Raw genomic sequence first — 15,903 nt, forward strand, 5'->3', positions numbered from 1 at the left:
ACACCCCGTTAACAAAATGTAACTGATGCTAAGGGGAAGATTTTAGCAATAAAATGGAGACACGTTTAGGTAATTAGTTATCAGGAGAAATTAACAAACATTGACCATCAGGACAAAGGTCTTCTAGTTCAATGACAACAGGTTTGATGGCCCAGATATCCTCGGCATATTCCCGAATAGTACGATCCGAAGAAAATTTACCCATGCGGGCCACATTTAGAATGGCCATGCGAGACCAATTTTCCTGATCTTTGTAGGCTTCTCCCACCTGATGCTGACAATCCACATAGGCTTGAAAATCAGCGAAAACTAGGTAAGGATCATGGCCAAATAAAGAATCCATCAGGGGACGAAATAGTTCCGTATCTCCATGGGAGAAAAAGCCAGAATTGATTAAATCCACCACCGCTTTTAAGTCGGGATAATTGTTGTAATATTCCCAGGGTTGATAGCCTGCTGCCAAGGTTTTTTCTACTTCTGGAGTAGTAAGACCAAAAAGGAAAAAGTTCTCTGCCCCTACTTCTTCTCGGATTTCAATATTTGCTCCGTCTAAGGTGCCAATGGTTAAGGCTCCATTCATGGAAAATTTCATATTGCCCGTACCGGAAGCTTCCTTGCCTGCGGTGGAAATTTGTTCTGATAAATCAGCGGCGGGGTAAACTTTTTGGCCAAATTTAACGTTGTAGTTGGATAAAAACACCACCTTGAGGCGATCGCCAATGGCGGGATCGTTATTGACCACTTCAGCGACGGAGTTAATTAACTTGATGATTAATTTGGCAATGAAGTAACCGGGGGCCGCCTTCCCACCATAAATAAACGTGCGGGGAGAGATCTCTAAATTAGGGTTATTTTTTATTTGCAAGTAGAGGTGAATGACATGGAGAATATTCAGATGTTGGCGTTTATATTCGTGGATGCGCTTTACCTGCACATCAAACAGGGAATCGGGATTGACAACCAAATCGCTCTGCGCCTTGATGTAGTGGGCTAAATCCTGTTTAACTTCCCGTTTTACCTGGCGCCAATCCTGGCGGAATCCAGCTAGGTCAGCGAAGGGTTCTAATTGCTTCAACTCATCCAAATTTTTGATCCAGCCCTCGCCAATGCGGGAAGAAATTAAATTACTCAGGCGGGGATTACTGAGCACCAGCCAACGACGGGGGGTAACTCCGTTGGTTTTGTTGCTAAATTTTTCTGGCCAAAGTTCGTAAAAATCCTTGAGAATAGTTTCCTTAATTAACTGACTATGCAAAGCCGCTACCCCATTAATGGCGTGGGAACCCACCGTGGCCAGATAGGCCATCCGCACCCACTTTTCCCCAGCTTCGTCAATAATGGATAGCTGGGCCAGGCGATCGCCGTCGTTGGGATATTTAATTCGCACTTGATCAAGGAAACGTTGGTTAATTTCGTAAATAATTTCCAAATGCCTGGGCAACATCTGACTAAATAAAGGCAAAGACCATTTTTCCAAAGCTTCGGGCAACAAAGTATGGTTAGTGAAGCTAAAGGTAGCCTGGGTAATATTCCAAGCTTTGCCCCATTCGTAATGGTGTTCATCCACCAACAAACGCATCAGTTCCGCTACACCAATGGAAGGATGGGTGTCATTGAGTTGTACGGCAAAATGCTCATGGAAATTTTCCAGACTAGGGTTGTCCGCTAAATGGATGCGGATCATGTCCTGCAAAGAACAGGAGACAAAAAAGTATTGCTGGGCTAACCGTAATTCCTTGCCCTGGAGTTGTTCATCGTTGGGGTAGAGAACCTTCGTTAAATTTTCTGAAGTAACCTTATTCTGCACTGCGCCATAGTAGTCCCCCATGTTGAACCGCTGAAAATCGAAGGATTCCGCCGCTTCCGACTTCCATAGCCGCAAATTGTTGGCGGTGCTGACCTTGTAACCCAAAATTGGCGTGTCGTAGGGAATGCCCTTGACTAGATTGTTCGGAATCCACCTCACTCGATAATCCCCCTTTTCATCGGTGTAGCTTTCTGTATGGCCCCCCAGTTTCACCAACACAGCCGCCTCCGGGCGGGCAATTTCCCAGGGATTACCTAGCTGTAACCATTTATCGGTGATTTCCACCTGCCAACCATCTTCAATTTCCTGGTCAAAAATACCGAATTCGTAGCGGATGCCGTAGCCGATCGCCGGAATTTCCAGGGTGGCGAGGGAATCCATAAAGCAGGCGGCCAAACGACCCAAACCACCGTTACCTAGCCCTGGTTCCTCTTCAATGTTGATCAATTCTTCTAGGTTTAATCCCGACTCCTCCACTGCCTGTTTGACCGGCTCCCACAGCCCCAGATTGATGAGGTTATTGCCCAGATGGGGCCCCAAAAGATATTCCGCCGACAGGTAGACCACCACCCGATTGTCGCAGTTGAGATAGGTTTGGGACGTATTCAACCACCGTTGGAGCAAACGATCGCGGATGGTGTAGGCCAGGGCCATATAACAATCATGTTTAGTGGCAATGCCAGGAAATTTTCCCTGGAGATAAAACAGGTTGTCGGCCAAGGCCCGCTTCAGGGTTTCCACGCTCAGACCAGTGCGGTCGTCTTCCACCTGAATGAGGGGATTGGTGGTATTAAAAGCCATGGGGAGGTGCTCCGTTAATGGTGTGCCTTTTCCTATAGTGTGCAACTGCCATTAAAGTTTGGTTAGGAATGGGGACATTTGTTGGACTTCTTAACAAAATCGGCGAATCATAACAAACCGTTACAAATTCCTCTGGCCCTTGCCCTCTGTGCCTAGAATGGTCGTAATTTGTCGCCGTTGCGAGGAGTGCCCCATGACCATTGCCCACCGTGATGCCCGGGATTACCAGATTATTTTTCTCTGTAGCTTTTTGAGTTTGGGGATATTGGCGCGGGACTGGAGTTTGACCCCTTTGGCGATCGCCGTTATTTTGACCACAACCTTAGTAGTGCAATGCCTTTTTACCATCAATCAACAAGGTAATTTTGGGCGTTGGTTTTCCTGGCATACCTGGCAAAGTTTTTGGGGACATCAGGGTTGGAAAAGTGCCTTAATCACCGGTTTAGGTCTATGTTTACTACTGCGGGCTAACCATTTATCTACGTTGGTGTTAGCGGCGGCCTTGGCGATCGCCAGTAAATTCCTCTTGCAAGCCTGGGGCAAACATTGGTTCAATCCGGCCAACTTTGGCATCATTGCCGCTTTAACTTTAACAGGGGATGCCTGGGTTTCCCCGGGACAGTGGGGCACTACCCTCTGGCTGGGGGCCATGTTCCTGGCCGCTGGGGGGTTGGTGTTGGGCAGAGTGGGCAGGTGGGACACATCGGTAATGTTTTTAGCAGTCTATGCCGGGCTGGATTTACTGCGTAATGCTTGGTTAGGTTGGCCCGCGGAGGTTAGTTTCCACCACCTGGAAAATGGCAGTCTATTGGTGTTTGCCCTGTTTATGCTCACCGATCCCCGCTCCATTCCCAATGGCCGCCCCGGTCGTTTAATCTGGGCCACGGCGATCGCCATAGTCAGTCTAATTTTGCAATATTACTTTTACCTGCCCACTGCCCTATTTTGGGCCCTATTTCTGCTTTCTCCCCTCACCGTATTGCTAGACCGTCAGTTTCCCGCCGCCCGTTTTCAATGGTGGCAAAAAGCCAAACCTGTACCATCAAATTAAGCTAGGATGTGCCATTGGCCGGATAACTTTTTCCCCTTCCCCCAATGACCCCATCCCTGTCCCTGGGCCAACGCCTCGATGACCGTTATCTGATCCAACTCCATTTAGGCACCAGTTCCCCTGGTCAACAATACCTCGCCCACGACACCCATCGCTTTGACGAACCTTGCACCATCACAGTTTTAACCTCCTTTCCTGGGGACAAAACCGGCAATTTATTTAAGCAACAGGCGGAAATACTCTACGCCCTCGACCATCCCCAAATTGCTAATTTTCGAGAGTTTTTTGCCCTGGGGACAGAGCTTTACTTAGTCCAAGATTTTATCGAAGGGCAATCCTATTTGGACTTGCTCAAGGGCCGTCGCAATCAGGGTAAGGCTTTTACAGAATCGGAAGTACGTCAATGGTGCCGTCAATTGTTACCTGTATTGCGCTATCTCCATAGCCAAAAAATTTGCCATGGTCAGATTAGCCTAGAACAGGTGGTGCGGCGGAGAGTGGATGGCCTGCCGGTGTTGGTGGACTTTAGCCATAGTCAGTATTATTGCGGTACCCCAGGGGAAGACCGGAGAGATTTGCACAATTTGGCCCTGGGGGCGATCGCCTTACTGACGGGGGTCGTGAACCCTAATGCTTCTGGGGAAGAAGTTTTATCCTCCGTTGCCCTTAGTCCAGAATTTCGCCAACTACTATTGCAATGCTCCTGTTGGCCTCCCCTGGTGGATTTGCCTACTTTGGCAGACAATTTAAACAATTTGCCGCAAAAATTTTTACCCACAGTGGCTAGTTTCAGCCCGAAGTCCCCCAGTGCCCAGGCTACTAACGGTGACGTGGGCCCGTTAACCAAAGGGGCTGGAGAGGCCGGGGAACCCTCTCTACCCTTGGCCCATCAAGCTCCCTGGCTCTTTCATTTTTCTACCACAATAAAAACCATGGTCCGAGTCGATGGGTTAAAGGGGCTGGTGAAAAAATCACTCATCTTGCTGGGATTGATGGCGATCGCCATGGCCATGGGTTGGGGGGCTGGACAGTTGTGGCTCCTGGGTCAACAACGGGCCATGTTGCAAAGTTTGGCACCAGACAAACCAGAGGATGATGCACCGCAAAAAACGGATTTGGAGATCAAAAATGAGATCCGGGCCCGTCGGCTTAATTTGGGCATTTCTCCCCAAAGGTTCCAAGCCCTAGTGGATGATGGTTTAGCTTTTCAATTAAACATTGACCCCGAGGAAATAACCACTAATACCAACAATACCGGCAACAATAATGATGGACCTGCGACCCTAGGCACCCCAGAAGAACGGATGGCCATGACCATTGCGGTGTTGGATGCCCTGGAGGGTTTGAATCGGGATGCGATCCGGGATTTTGCCCAAAATAATTCTGGCGATCGCCGACGCTGGATTCCCCAGGTGAATCAATTGCGCCTCAGTAGCCGTAGTTTTTATGATTTGGTCAATGCCCGCTTCCATCACCATTTGCCCATGGTCAGTCTTACTTCGTTAGGGGAACCGGACTTTGAACAGCGACCCCTGGCCCAGGTGTGGAATGCCATGGCCTTTGATAGTTTGGCCAGCCTGGAGGATGGAAGCCATTACCAAAGACTCAGTTTTGAGGGTACCGATCAGCTTAATCTCAGGGGCACCCTGGAACCAGGCAAGGGCTATGCCTATGCCATTACCATTCCCCCCACAGAACAATTCAGCCTGGAGTTGGATGCTCCCCCCAGTGCCCGCCTTTCTTTTTATCCCCCCACTGGGCCAGAAATAATTTTGCAAAACTCCGCCATCCATCGCTGGTCTGGCCCCACCGCCCAAGCTGGCTACTACGAATTGGTGATTACATCGGAAGCCAAGGAGGCGATCGCCTTTGATCTGGAATTGCGGGTAATGAGAACTAATTTTTCTCCTTTGTAACGCCGGGTTCTTTTCAATGTCTTTAATTTAAAATGAAATAATTAAGTTCAACTATCTTCTCTAAATCAGTCTTTTATTCATCAAATTTTATTGCAAGCTTAATTGAAACATGACAGACAAATCCCTGATAGGAACTTTCCCGTTGGCCATGGCAAGGCGGTCTGAGCCAAAACCAAAACTCCCCCATCCTGGCCGGATTTCTTAACCTGTTCGTAACCTTGAGGAATCCTCAAATTCCTATCCTAGGATGGAGATAACGGAGAATTTTTGGTGATTGATTGACATGGAAACAGCAGCACGTACTTTTGGTAAGCTGGCAATTTTCGCTTTTAGTAAACACACTGAAAAAGTTTTCAAATATGCCCCCAGGGTTTTAAAGGATCAAGACCCCGAAGACTTACATCAGTTACGGGTGGGGGTGCGACGACTGCGGACGGCGATCGCCGGTTTTGAGGCCGCAGTGCAATTACCCAAGGGGCTTACAGAAGAAAGGGTAGGGAAAATAGGTAAACGCCTGGGAGCACAGCGGGACAATGACGTTTTGCAGGAAATTTTGCTTAGTAAATATTTGCCCCATCTACCCAAAAACGAGCAACGCTATTTGAATAAAGTTCTTAAATATCTACAAAAGGAACGGAAACACGCTTTTAAAGCAACCTATAAGCTATTGACCCACGACAAATTTTCCCGATTCAAACAGCACTGGCAAGGGTGGCTAGACCAACCCCAAATTACTGTCCTCGGGAGCCTGGCGATCGCCGATGTCTTACCGGACTTACTGTTGCCCCAACTGGCGGAATTTTTCCTTCACCCCGGTTGGTTAGTGGGTACAGAAATTGTCCCTGATACCCATGGCACGGCCCAACAACGTCGTTGTATTCAACTGAGCCCGTCGGCTATTGAAATCCTATTGGATGGGGAAGAATTAGTTCTGCACGATCTCCGCAAGCAAGCAAAGCGTACCCGTTACCAGATGGAGCTATTCAGTGACTACTACGGCCAGCAATATCAAGAATTGTTAGCCAAAGTGAAAATAACCCAGGAAATTTTGGGTAGCCTACAAGACAGTTTCGTCTTGAGGGCCATGGTGGAGCAATACCTTGATGTGGATCTAAAAAAACTCTGTCCCCAATGGAATGCCATTTTCCACGGCGATCGCCTGGGATATTGGGACCAATGGCAACCACTCCAGAACCAGTTTATTGATCCTGGGCACCGTCAGCAATGTCGTCAACTGGTGCAAAACCCTACTGGCAACAGCAACGGAAAAATGGCTCGGGGCGGATTTGAACCGCCGACCTTGGGCTTATGAGTCCCCTGCTCTAACCAACTGAGCTACCAAGCCTTGTCTGTTTCTTCAACGGACAGTTAACAATCTTACACTAAATTCACAGCATGGCAAAATAATTTTTATGGGCTGTCGGGTACGGTGGCCAAAAGTTCGGGGGTGAGGGACACTTGGCTGAAATATTGTTTTTGGAATTGTTCTTCTGCAATTAAAGTTTCAATTTGCCGGACCAAAGCTTTCGGCCAGGCACTGCCGGGGGTTAACGCTGGGCTGTGCTCCTTGATCAGAATCAGAATTTGACTAGCTAAGCCATGGCTAAAATCCCATTGTTTTTGCAAGCTGAGGGGAGAAAGTTCGGCTGTTTTTCGTCCATGCCATTGTTCTTCTAACTGGGCCACTAGGGCAGTGGGACATTGGGGTAAAAAATGATAGGCCAACACTAGGGGTTGTTGGGCGGCGATCGCCTGTTGGTAGGCCCGACGTAATTCTGACCAACTACTGGGACAGGTGCGGAGAACATGACCTTGGGGAGAAAGACCATGGTGTGGGCAATGGGGGGAACGGCGGTCAATTAAATTAGCACTAGTTTGACTAGATGTAATCCCTTGGGGTTGATGTAAGCGAAAATCGATCAGGCGCACCTCATACCGGCGATCGTAGGTGTTAAAGTCCAATTCCACCACCAAATCTAACGGTTCATTTTGGGGCAGTTCATCGGGATGGTGACCCCACCAGACCCCAGGGCATTGAATGACTTGACCATCGCCATCGGTTTGAGGTGGATATTCCGTCAGCCAAAAATTAGTTTTGAGATAGGACACCTTATTGCCGGTGCGGTCTTTGATGTTGCGAAAGCTGGGCCGCTCGACTTGTACTTTTTCTAGTAGTAGTTGGGGGGCGGGATTGCCCATGCCATAGGGTTCCAGCAAATTAAATTCCCGGAATAGGTCCTGTCCTAAATCTGCCACTGTGACCTGGAGGTCCACCGACAAAATGGGATCTAAACTAATTTGGGCTCCATAGCTTTGCCAAAACTGTTGATTAACTGCTTCCGTGAACAACGGCAATTTATCCAGCGGCAAGCTTAAGCCAGCGGCAAAGGGATGACCCCCAAAGCCCAACATTAAATGTCGCTGACTGTGCAGTAGGGCATAGAGGTCAATGTTGGCCACAGAACGGGCTGAACCCTTGGCAATTTCCCCATCTTGGGTGTTGAGCAAAATGGCCGGACGGCCACAGGTTTGGGCAACATGGCTGGCGGCTAGGCCTAAAACCCCTGTGGGCCATTGGGGATCGGTGAGTACTACTACCCCGGTGGTGGACAGGTCAATATTTTGGAGCCGTTGGTCAATTTCGGTGATGACGGATTTCTGCAGCCCTTTGCGTCTACTGTTGAGGGTTTCCGTTTCCGCGGCCAATTGATTGCAAATTTGTGGATCTCGGCTGGTGAGCAATTCCACCCCAAAGCTAGCATCCCCTTTAATGCGACTAATGGCGTTGATGCGGGGGCCAATGCCAAAACCGATATCCGTGGGCCGATCGCCGTTACGGTTACAAAGGTTAAGCAAAGCATGGATGCCGGGACGGGTGGCGGTGGCGGGATCTTTTTGGGTACGGAGTTGGGCAATGCCCCGCTGGGCCAGGTAACGACAATCCCCCTTCAGAGTGACTAAATCGGCAATTAAACCGATCGCCACTAAATCCAGCAACTTTTCCAAAGGTTGTCGGGGCACTGTAGGGTAATGGTCATAAAGGGCCTCCACCAGCTTAAAAGCCACTGCTACCCCGGAAAGATTAAACAGGGGATGGTCATCGGCAAAGTAACGGGGGTTAATAATTGCCACCACTTCAGGGCGATCGTCTGGCAATGTGTGGTGATCAGTGACAATCACATCCATGGCCAATTCCCGGGCATAGAGAATTTCTGCCAAGTTGGTGCTGCCGGTGTCACAGGTGACAATCAGCTTGGTGCCCTGGGCCGCTAAACGTTCTAGACCCGGTCGATTGAGTCCGTGGGATTCCCGTAAACGATTCGGAATGGTGTAACTCAACTGGTCACCCTGGGGGAAAAACTGTCCTAATCCTTCCCATAACACTGCAGTGGAAGTAATGCCATCGGCATCAAAATCCCCCCAGATAGTTATCTTTTCCCCCTGTTCCATGGCCTGCCCCAACCGTTGCACAGCCCATTTCATCTCCTGGCCAAATTCCCAGCCACTGGTGGGAGTGTAATGCTCCGGTGTTACAAACCCGGCCAACTGATCCGCCGCTTGAATACCCCTTTGCCATAGCAATTGGGCCGCAAATTTGCCGCTGGATTGGTCACAATGGCGACGTACCTGTTCGACAAAAATGGCGGGGGGAGTAACAGGGGGAATTAATTGCCAACGAAATTGGGCCATGGTCAAAGAATTAAAAGTAGATTCTATGCTAACTTTTCCCCCTACTCGGCAGTATGGCGGCTATCTACCCCAGCAGCAATTTCCGTCAGGCTAGCTCGATATTGGGGAAATTGACCCATGAGTTGTTCCAATCGACGGCTATCAAAATCCTCCAATGCTTGGATAATGCCCTGGCCATAGGCCTCTAAATCGTCCCAGCCATATTCCGTCCCCCAGCTTGCAAGGCGATCGCCAAAGTTTCTTAATTGTCGGGAAACGAGGGTATGGCGTAAAGTGCTCCAAACGTTAGTTTCTTCCTGTGCCAGCAAAGAAATTAATTGTTGCCGTCGAGCTTGATCCATTAGGGGCACTGCCATGGGGGAGTACTGACCAGATCCGCTTTGGTTAATCGAGCGCTTGTCGTTAGGGGCCATGTCCCCAGCCCTAGCCGACAAAAATCTCTCCGTTGCATTGTTGGAGGCGATCGCCCCAAGGTGACCATCGGAATGAACTCCATGGCCAGGGGAAAAACCGGACTCGGGTAAATTTTCCACCAAGCGCACTGCCGGGAAACGCAAAATGAAGGTACTCCCCTCCCCAGGTCGACTAAAGAGACTAATTTCTCCCCCCAACAATGAGGTTAAACGTTTGGTGATGGTCAGACCTAAACCCGTGCCCCCATATTTGCGGGTGCTCTGTCCTTGACTTTGGGTGAAAACATCAAAAATCCTCGCTTGGTCTTCCGGGGCAATGCCAATGCCCGTGTCAGTAACTTCAATGGCTAGGGAAATGTAGGTGCCCTGGGAGCGGGATCGAATGTCTTCCACACCGATATAAATGAAAACCTGTCCCTCCTCGGTAAACTTAAGGGCGTTACCCACCAAATTAAATAAAATTTGTCGTAGGCGTACCGCATCAAAGTAAATGGCTTGGCTTAAGGTTTCATCCACTTGAATAGTTAGCAGCAAGCCTTTACTTTCAGCTTTGTAATCGAAAATTTGTTTAATTTCTCTAACAATTGTCCTTAAATCTACTGGCTCCAAATTAATTACTAATTTACCTGCTTCAATTTTAGAAATGTCTAAGATATCATCGATAAGTGCTAACAAGACCTTACTACTAGAGCCAATGGCATTGAGGTAATTTTTTGTTTGGGACAAACTAAGATCTTTTTGTAAAAGTAAATCACAAAATCCCAAAATAGCATTCATTGGTGTCCGGATTTCGTGGCTAATATTAGCTAAAAATTCACTTTTAATACCGCTGGCCAATTCAGCATTTTCCTTTGCTTCCCTCAGCTTAACTTCAATGCGCTGGCGTTCTTCAATTTCCCCCGCCAGTTGCTTATTAATCATAATTAAAGTATTGGTTCTTTCTGCCACTCTCACTTCCAAGTTATCCCTGGCCTGCTTGATGGTTTTAAACTGATTTTGTAAAGTGATCAGCATTTCATTAAAGTTTTCATTGAGGGTAATCACTTCGCTCACTTCACTGTGCAGGGCAATGGGGGTTAAGCCTTGGTATTGTAATTTGGCGGGAATGTCGGTGGTAATTTTAGCTAAAGTTAACAATGGATTAGCTACCCGTTTACTAACACTAATGGCAATCACTAAACCCACCAGGCTTAAAAATAACAATAGACCAAGCTTTTGTACTGATTGAATCTGTAATTTCTCGATACTTTGCCGCGCAGGTAAGCCAATTACTAATTGCCAATCATTAATTTTATCCAAGGATAAAATATGGTAGTAATAGGAGTTACGCCAACGGAGAGTAGGATTAGCCGGTTTATCGGGATACCAATGGTAGGTTGATGGATTCAAATCTCTGGGATTACCCCCTTGAAAAGGCTGATAAGATTCCAAAGGTAATAGATCATCAATGGTGCTAGCTATGACCTGATTTTGGCCATTGATGAGAGTAATATTTAATTCCTTGGTAACCCTATCTGCATATAACAATTCTTTTGTTTTAGCCAGATTTAAAGAGGCATTAAAAAATCCCTCTAAGCTATTTTTGACCACTAGTGGGATGGTGATAGCAATATGGGGATTGATGTTAACATTGGTGCGGTGTAGTGGAGATATTTGTATTTTGGGAGGACTGGAAAAACCAGTCATTTTTTCTGCCTGAATCAGTCCTAAGCGTGATTCTCCCACTTCATTCGACTCCGGTGAACTAGCAATAATTTTCCCCTGGCGATCGCCAACATAGATATTACTAAAGCCAGCAAAAGCCGTTTGCATGGTCTGGGTCATGAGATTAAGAGCTGGTAATTGCGCCCCATTACCCTGATTAATTTCTGCTACTAAAGGCGAGATTTTGGTGGCAAAAACTTCTGCCCCTTCTAGATGAATTTGGTACCAATCTTCAACGGAATTTTTAATGGGGATGGATAAAGTAGTTAATTCTTGGACTGTTTGCTTTTCCATTTGCAAAAAAGCTTCTTGACCATTAAAAACGGTGATAAATAGGAGGGGAAAAAAGATAAATGCCACCAACAGATTAAACAAAGTTTGCTCAAAAGATATTTTTTTCCAAGCAAAAAAAGCTGGCCCTTTTAAGGGAGAAAGATTTTGCTTTGGCAAACCAAACCCAGTGATCAAAAAACTGGCAATTAAGCTATTAAAAATGCCATTGGCAGCTTGTTTAAGGGTAATTAAACCGGTGGTAACCGGGGTCATATCTAAACCCCAACGGTAAAAAATATAAACCAAGGGCATGCCAATTAACAGCCAAAAGAGACTGTTAACTAAGACTAAATTTGTCTGCCGACGGCGCAACATCAAGCCCACTACTAGGGCTTCAAGCATGATTATTAATATCCCGTAACCATGGCGCCAAATGATCAGGGTGTGACTGCCGGCGATCGCCGCACTAACTAAGCCCCAGGGCAAGCCACAGTAAACGAGTACTAGTAAAGTGGCAATGCTACCAAAAAGAAAATCAACGCCGAAAAATATATGTAGTTTAAAATAGTTTCCTCCATAACCCGCCAGTAAAAGGCAGGGCAAAAGCCAGTATTTTTGTAGGAGATTAGGAAATTTGCCCATGGGAAACCTAAGCTGAAATTAGGGGATAGAGGGGGCGCGTCGATAAAGAATCACTTCATTCTCTTGATATTCTGGCGTAAAAGCTGAATCCTGACTCACCTGTTGGGCTAGGGCTTCCACCGTGCCCTGGGAATTTTCCCAACCGGCGTAGTTGGTTTGCAATAACACCGCATCAAAACGGTTTAGATCGAAGGGAGCTTCCGCTTCAATGGCTAATTCTAGGTCGGGTCGATGGCTCAAGTGGGCCGCCAGGTGGGGGGAAGTCAAAACCCGATCGCCTGGTTGCACCAAGGATACTGCTGTTTGTAGGTTAGCCAACTGCCCCCAATGGTGCCAATATCTGCCGAAAAAGTAGGTGTATTTCCCCAAAGCTAAAAAGGCGATCGCCGTCCAGAGAATAATCCAGCGGGGCTTTTTTAGCCAACTACTGCCCTGATACCAATGGGTCATCACCACCAGGAGTAAAAAGGGCAAAATTGGCAACGAATATTGATGAATTAAATCCTTTTGGGGAAGATAGTCGGTCACTAAGTTAACAAATAGGGCAGGAATTGCCGGGATAGCCATGGCCCAGGCTTTACCCCAAATGCCCCAAATAATCGGCGCAGTTAATAGCACTAAATAAAATAAGTTATCCAGCGTAAATAACATTCCTAAAACGATTTGGGGTTTAAGAATTAAATTTAAAATAATTTCTGTAACGGAATCCCCAAGAAAGCTATAGCGTCCCACCGCCGCCGCCTCTTCGCCACTAAAGGCCGGAATAATACCTTTGGTGGTGATAATAAACCAAGCAATTCCCGCCCCCGTGGTAATGAGTCCCATTAACCTTTTTCTTTCCCAAATTAGCAACCAAATACCTAGCATAAATACCGTGAGGGAAAGCACTGCTTTGCTAGCCAAAATTATGATTAAACTAATTAAGAAAATTCCCCATTTATTGGCCCTGGCGCTCCACACCGCCCAGAGCAAACCAGGTACAGCAATTACTTCCGTGTGAAAATCAAATAAATTGATATTGAAAATCAGGGGATATAGGCCATAAACCAAGGCCATGGTTAAACTTTCTTTTTCCCCCAGTCCCGTTTGTTTTGCCAATTGCCAAGTGGGCCAAGCTCCTATGGCCAAGGCGATCGCCTGGATGAAAAATAACCAATAAACGGAGGGATAAATTTTGTAAAAAATTGCGATGGGATAAACCAAAAAAGCGGCGTGGTCCCCCAAAATATGAAAGCCCCGAAAGGAAACCCTGGGATATTCCCCCTGACTGATGAGATAAATAGCCTGGTCGAAAAACCCCAAATCCAGGGCAGTGGATTGGAATAGCCAATGGCGCACCGTGGCACAGATGAAGAGAATAACTGCACCGATCGCCATCCCGATCAATAAAGAACGGGGGGGCAAAAATCCTCCAGGCTTGCTCTGGCTTACTTCCATGGTGATTCAACTGGGACTAAAAATGGGGCAAAATTTGCCAAAACTCTTCCAACATTAGCAAACCAAGGGCGTTCTGTTGCCTTAATGGAGAAGGCTGGGGGGATTAAGTGCCATGGCAGACTGGGCAAACCCAACTCTTGAAACCCCTTGCGGTGCTCAGGCTAGGATGGAAAGTAATCAGCGATGAATTTTGGAACAGGTTAAGTATCCATGGTCGAGGTTATATGTTTTGGAGAAATGCTCTTTGACTGTTTGGCGGATCAGTTGGGAATACCCTTGGAGCAGGTTACATCCTGGACTAACTATGCCGGTGGTGCTCCTGCCAATGTGGCCTGTGCTTTGGTTAAACAGGGGATTAGCACCGCTTTCATTGGTCGTTTGGGGGCAGACAGGGCGGGACAAGAGTTAAAAAGTGTTCTAAAACAATGCCAAGTTAACGTTGATGGAGTGCAAATTGATCCCCATCGACCCACCCGTTTGGTTTATGTGACCAGGACATGGGAAGGCGATCGCCATTTTGCTGGGTTTGGGGAATATCACAGCGGGGATTTTGCCGACACAGCGGTGCAGTGGGAAGACATTCCTGAATCTTTATTCACCTCAGCCCAATATCTGGTGATGGGTACTATTGCCCTGGCCTATCCCGACAGTCGGACTGCGACGAAGCAGTTAGTGGCGTTGGCAAAAAAACACCAGGTCAAGATCTTTTTAGATGTCAATTGGCGATCGGTTTTTTGGGACGATGAAGCGCAAGCCAAAGAACTGATTCCCACTCTGATTACCCACGCCCAAATTTTGAAATGTACCGACGAGGAAGCGGTCTGGTTGTTTGGCTATCAAGATCCGGTTACCATCCACAACAAATTTCCCCACCTCCAGGGGATATTGGTCACCGCCGGGGACAAGGGGTGTGCCTATTCCCTCGGCAAAAACTACGGAGAGGTTCCTGCTTTTAAGGTCAATGTGCGGGATACCACCGGGGCGGGAGACAGTTTTGTGGCAGGATTTTTAGCCCAAGCCCTAACCCACGGGGATAAATTATTCACAGATGCTCACCTCGGTTGCCAGGCCGTGACCTATGCCAGTGCTATGGGGGCTTTCACCACCCTCCATCCCGGGGCGATCGCCCGTTGATGTCATTAATGTAAAAAAATGCCGCCTTCATACTGGTATTGGTATAACCACAAATTGAGGCGTTGATTAAACAAGTTGCCATTGACATTTGCTGAATGGGAGCTAATTCTATTTAGTCTTGGTAAGTACGGCTCCTGCAACCTTGTTTAATAATGTGTCGGCCATAACCCTTTTACAGACAAGTGAAATTCTCTGTACAAGAGTGAAAGCTCCAACAACAAATCTCTACTCCTAGGAGAAACTAATTCATTGGCAGTCCAACACTAATAGCTAACCGATCAACATCAAAAAAAGTATAGAATATTGTAAAAAATACGATTGTTGACCGTAAATTTTTAGCATTTTCCCTAGTGACAATGAATACACCGCCATTGCAGCAAACCACAGAAAAACGCAAACCAAGGCTTAATTCCCCATTTAAGTCCCTAATGCGAATCCATTGGTGGATGGCACTTGCCTATTTAATTGTCTTTTGTACTGGTATTTTCATGGTTAACCTAGAAAGGGGACAATTTTTACGCAGTGAATTATACGATTTTCACAAATCCATCGGCATATTAACCATGGCATTATTGACCTGGCGAATTTTCACCTTATTCCAGGTCTGGTGGCGTAAATATACCAAACGTACTCCAAAATTATCCCCAGCTTGGTGGCGTAACTTTACCCTCCACCTGAGCTTATATTTATTTATGGGAGTAGTGCCAATTTCCGGATTTCTGTTGTCCAATTCCTTTAAAGCAAATAATGTGAGATTTTTCTCCATTACCTTGCCCGATATTTTTCCCGAAAATGAAGCCATGGTAGAAATCGGACGTAATGCCCATTTTTGGTTAGCCTACACATTCTTGCTTTTTATTTTCATACACATGTTAACTTACTGGAAAGTAATCAGAGCTAATTGGCGAAGATGGGTCAATTTTATCAACAGATTTCAACAGCAAACTTAATTTCTTATCAAGATCCATGGCGTGGGAAAACCCCCAGATTTATCCGTGGGGAGTGTCAAGACAAACCCAGTCAAGCAGGAAGCCC

General features: G+C 46.9%; 9 protein-coding genes and 1 tRNA gene. 5 read left to right on the forward strand and 5 right to left on the reverse strand.

Going from position 1 to position 15,903, the window contains the following annotated elements; genetic code table 11:
* Positions 1-73: 73 nt before the first annotated feature.
* A complete protein-coding gene (locus IQ217_RS01190) occupies positions 74-2,608 on the reverse strand; it encodes a glycogen/starch/alpha-glucan phosphorylase (RefSeq protein ID WP_194018616.1) in 2,535 nt (844 codons plus the stop codon).
* 193 nt (positions 2,609-2,801) lie between these two features.
* Between IQ217_RS01190 and IQ217_RS01195 the strand changes: the two genes are divergently transcribed.
* From IQ217_RS01195 to IQ217_RS01205, 3 genes are all read left to right on the forward strand, one after another.
* Positions 2,802-3,659, forward strand: coding sequence for a Na+-translocating NADH-quinone reductase subunit B (locus IQ217_RS01195; protein ID WP_194018617.1), 858 nt, complete (start codon positions 2,802-2,804; stop codon positions 3,657-3,659).
* A 44-nt stretch (positions 3,660-3,703) separates the two neighbouring features.
* Positions 3,704-5,575: a pili biogenisis serine/threonine protein kinase SpkE gene (gene spkE, locus IQ217_RS01200; protein ID WP_194018618.1), complete on the forward strand. Its 1,872-nt coding sequence runs from the start codon at positions 3,704-3,706 to the stop codon at positions 5,573-5,575.
* Positions 5,576-5,858: 283 nt separating this feature from the next.
* Positions 5,859-6,887, forward strand: coding sequence for a CHAD domain-containing protein (locus tag IQ217_RS01205; RefSeq protein ID WP_194018646.1), 1,029 nt, complete (start codon positions 5,859-5,861; stop codon positions 6,885-6,887).
* Here the strand turns inward: IQ217_RS01205 and IQ217_RS01210 are convergent.
* The 4 genes from IQ217_RS01210 to IQ217_RS01225 form a co-directional block, all read right to left on the reverse strand.
* Positions 6,847-6,920, reverse strand: a tRNA-Met gene (locus IQ217_RS01210). The two genes, IQ217_RS01205 and IQ217_RS01210, sit on opposite strands and share 41 nt — an antisense overlap.
* 65 nt (positions 6,921-6,985) lie before the next feature.
* On the reverse strand, positions 6,986-9,265 hold the full coding sequence (gene recJ / locus IQ217_RS01215; protein WP_194018619.1) for a single-stranded-DNA-specific exonuclease RecJ: 2,280 nt from the start codon (positions 9,263-9,265) through the stop codon (positions 6,986-6,988).
* A 41-nt stretch (positions 9,266-9,306) separates the two neighbouring features.
* Positions 9,307-12,297: an ATP-binding protein gene (locus IQ217_RS01220; RefSeq protein ID WP_194018620.1), complete on the reverse strand. Its 2,991-nt coding sequence runs from the start codon at positions 12,295-12,297 to the stop codon at positions 9,307-9,309.
* A gap of 18 nt (positions 12,298-12,315) precedes the next feature.
* The gene (locus tag IQ217_RS01225; RefSeq protein WP_194018621.1) at positions 12,316-13,734 is read right to left on the reverse strand and encodes a DUF2079 domain-containing protein; all 1,419 of its coding nucleotides are present in this window, start codon (positions 13,732-13,734) and stop codon (positions 12,316-12,318) included.
* A gap of 210 nt (positions 13,735-13,944) precedes the next feature.
* Here IQ217_RS01225 and IQ217_RS01230 point away from each other — a divergent pair, with 210 nt between their 5' ends.
* Entirely contained in the window at positions 13,945-14,868 is a 924-nt protein-coding gene (locus IQ217_RS01230) for a carbohydrate kinase family protein (RefSeq protein ID WP_194018622.1), read from the forward strand.
* A 428-nt stretch (positions 14,869-15,296) separates the two neighbouring features.
* The gene (locus tag IQ217_RS01235; protein WP_228023908.1) at positions 15,297-15,818 is read left to right on the forward strand and encodes a cytochrome b; all 522 of its coding nucleotides are present in this window, start codon (positions 15,297-15,299) and stop codon (positions 15,816-15,818) included.
* Positions 15,819-15,903: the final 85 nt, after the last annotated feature.

The sequence above is a fragment of the Synechocystis salina LEGE 00031 genome, from assembly GCF_015207985.1.
Taxonomy (GTDB): Bacteria; Cyanobacteriota; Cyanobacteriia; order Cyanobacteriales; family Microcystaceae; genus Synechocystis; species Synechocystis salina.

Coding starts and splice junctions, on each gene's coding strand:
- IQ217_RS01190 (WP_194018616.1), bottom strand. CDS start 2,608: ATGGCTTTTAATACCACCAATCCCCTCATTCAGGTGGAAGACGACCGC.
- IQ217_RS01195 (WP_194018617.1), top strand. CDS start 2,802: ATGACCATTGCCCACCGTGATGCCCGGGATTACCAGATTATTTTTCTC.
- spkE (WP_194018618.1), top strand. CDS start 3,704: ATGACCCCATCCCTGTCCCTGGGCCAACGCCTCGATGACCGTTATCTG.
- IQ217_RS01205 (WP_194018646.1), top strand. CDS start 5,859: ATGGAAACAGCAGCACGTACTTTTGGTAAGCTGGCAATTTTCGCTTTT.
- recJ (WP_194018619.1), bottom strand. CDS start 9,265: ATGGCCCAATTTCGTTGGCAATTAATTCCCCCTGTTACTCCCCCCGCC.
- IQ217_RS01220 (WP_194018620.1), bottom strand. CDS start 12,297: ATGGGCAAATTTCCTAATCTCCTACAAAAATACTGGCTTTTGCCCTGC.
- IQ217_RS01225 (WP_194018621.1), bottom strand. CDS start 13,734: ATGGAAGTAAGCCAGAGCAAGCCTGGAGGATTTTTGCCCCCCCGTTCT.
- IQ217_RS01230 (WP_194018622.1), top strand. CDS start 13,945: ATGGTCGAGGTTATATGTTTTGGAGAAATGCTCTTTGACTGTTTGGCG.
- IQ217_RS01235 (WP_228023908.1), top strand. CDS start 15,297: ATGCGAATCCATTGGTGGATGGCACTTGCCTATTTAATTGTCTTTTGT.